Source organism: Citrobacter sp. Cu231, from assembly GCF_030332265.1.
In the GTDB taxonomy this organism is placed as follows: Bacteria; Pseudomonadota; Gammaproteobacteria; order Enterobacterales; family Enterobacteriaceae; genus Citrobacter; species Citrobacter meridianamericanus.
The window spans coordinates 1,183-4,024 of sequence record NZ_JAOWIE010000053.1; the positions used below are offsets into that span (position 1 = coordinate 1,183).

The following is a 2,842-nucleotide window of genomic DNA, read 5'->3' on the forward strand; positions in this document are numbered from 1 at the left end:
AGCGTACACGGTGGATGCCCTGGCAGTCAGAGGCGATGAAGGACGTGCTAATCTGCGATAAGCGTCGGTAAGGTGATATGAACCGTTATAACCGGCGATTTCCGAATGGGGAAACCCAGTGTGATTCGTCACACTATCATTACGTGAATACATAGCGTAATGAAGCGAACCGGGGGAACTGAAACATCTAAGTACCCCGAGGAAAAGAAATCAACCGAGATTCCCCCAGTAGCGGCGAGCGAACGGGGAGCAGCCCAGAGTCTGAATCAGCTTGTGTGTTAGTGGAACGGTCTGGAAAGTCCGACGGTACAGGGTGATAGTCCCGTACACCAAAATGCACAGGTTGTGAACTCGAAGAGTAGGGCGGGACACGTGGTATCCTGTCTGAATATGGGGGGACCATCCTCCAAGGCTAAATACTCCTGACTGACCGATAGTGAACCAGTACCGTGAGGGAAAGGCGAAAAGAACCCCGGCGAGGGGAGTGAAAAAGAACCTGAAACCGTGTACGTACAAGCAGTGGGAGCATCCTTCGGGGTGTGACTGCGTACCTTTTGTATAATGGGTCAGCGACTTATATTCTGTAGCAAGGTTAACCGTATAGGGGAGCCGAAGGGAAACCGAGTCTTAACTGGGCGTTAAGTTGCAGGGTATAGACCCGAAACCCGGTGATCTAGCCATGGGCAGGTTGAAGGTTGGGTAACACTAACTGGAGGACCGAACCGACTAATGTTGAAAAATTAGCGGATGACTTGTGGCTGGGGGTGAAAGGCCAATCAAACCGGGAGATAGCTGGTTCTCCCCGAAAGCTATTTAGGTAGCGCCTCGTGAACTCATCTTCGGGGGTAGAGCACTGTTTCGGCTAGGGGGTCATCCCGACTTACCAACCCGATGCAAACTGCGAATACCGAAGAATGTTATCACGGGAGACACACGGCGGGTGCTAACGTCCGTCGTGAAGAGGGAAACAACCCAGACCGCCAGCTAAGGTCCCAAAGTCATGGTTAAGTGGGAAACGATGTGGGAAGGCACAGACAGCCAGGATGTTGGCTTAGAAGCAGCCATCATTTAAAGAAAGCGTAATAGCTCACTGGTCGAGTCGGCCTGCGCGGAAGATGTAACGGGGCTAAACCATGCACCGAAGCTGCGGCAGCGACACTATGTGTTGTTGGGTAGGGGAGCGTTCTGTAAGCCGTTGAAGGTGGCCTGTGAGGGTTGCTGGAGGTATCAGAAGTGCGAATGCTGACATAAGTAACGATAATGCGGGTGAAAAACCCGCACGCCGGAAGACCAAGGGTTCCTGTCCAACGTTAATCGGGGCAGGGTGAGTCGACCCCTAAGGCGAGGCCGAAAGGCGTAGTCGATGGGAAACAGGTTAATATTCCTGTACTTGGTGTTACTGCGAAGGGGGGACGGAGAAGGCTATGTTGGCCGGGCGACGGTTGTCCCGGTTTAAGCATGTAGGCGGAGGTTCCAGGTAAATCCGGTTCCTTTTAACGCTGAGGTGTGATGACGAGGCACTACGGTGCTGAAGTGACAAATGCCCTGCTTCCAGGAAAAGCCTCTAAGCATCAGGTAACACGAAATCGTACCCCAAACCGACACAGGTGGTCAGGTAGAGAATACCAAGGCGCTTGAGAGAACTCGGGTGAAGGAACTAGGCAAAATGGTGCCGTAACTTCGGGAGAAGGCACGCTGATATGTAGGTGAAGCGGTTTACCCGTGGAGCTGAAATCAGTCGAAGATACCAGCTGGCTGCAACTGTTTATTAAAAACACAGCACTGTGCAAACACGAAAGTGGACGTATACGGTGTGACGCCTGCCCGGTGCCGGAAGGTTAATTGATGGGGTTATCCGTAAGGAGAAGCTCTTGATCGAAGCCCCGGTAAACGGCGGCCGTAACTATAACGGTCCTAAGGTAGCGAAATTCCTTGTCGGGTAAGTTCCGACCTGCACGAATGGCGTAATGATGGCCAGGCTGTCTCCACCCGAGACTCAGTGAAATTGAACTCGCTGTGAAGATGCAGTGTACCCGCGGCAAGACGGAAAGACCCCGTGAACCTTTACTATAGCTTGACACTGAACACTGGTCCTTGATGTGTAGGATAGGTGGGAGGCTTTGAAGCGTGGACGCCAGTCTGCGTGGAGCCAACCTTGAAATACCACCCTTTAATGGCTGGTGTTCTAACGTTGACCCGTAATCCGGGTTGCGGACAGTGTCTGGTGGGTAGTTTGACTGGGGCGGTCTCCTCCTAAAGAGTAACGGAGGAGCACGAAGGTTAGCTAATCCTGGTCGGACATCAGGAGGTTAGTGCAAAGGCATAAGCTAGCTTGACTGCGAGAGTGACGGCTCGAGCAGGTGCGAAAGCAGGTCTTAGTGATCCGGTGGTTCTGAATGGAAGGGCCATCGCTCAACGGATAAAAGGTACTCCGGGGATAACAGGCTGATACCGCCCAAGAGTTCATATCGACGGCGGTGTTTGGCACCTCGATGTCGGCTCATCACATCCTGGGGCTGAAGTAGGTCCCAAGGGTATGGCTGTTCGCCATTTAAAGTGGTACGCGAGCTGGGTTTAGAACGTCGTGAGACAGTTCGGTCCCTATCTGCCGTGGGCGCTGGAGAATTGAGGGGGGCTGCTCCTAGTACGAGAGGACCGGAGTGGACGCATCACTGGTGTTCGGGTTGTCATGCCAATGGCACTGCCCGGTAGCTAAATGCGGAAGAGATAAGTGCTGAAAGCATCTAAGCACGAAACTTGCCCCGAGATGAGTTCTCCCTGAGACTTTAAGTCTCCTGAAGGAACGTTAAAGACGATGACGTTGATAGGTCGGGTGTGTAAG

The 2,842-nt window shown here is 52.9% G+C and carries 1 rRNA gene; it reads left to right on the forward strand.

What is annotated here, in order from left to right:
* A 23S ribosomal RNA gene (locus tag OGY15_RS22890) occupies nt 1–2,842 on the forward strand.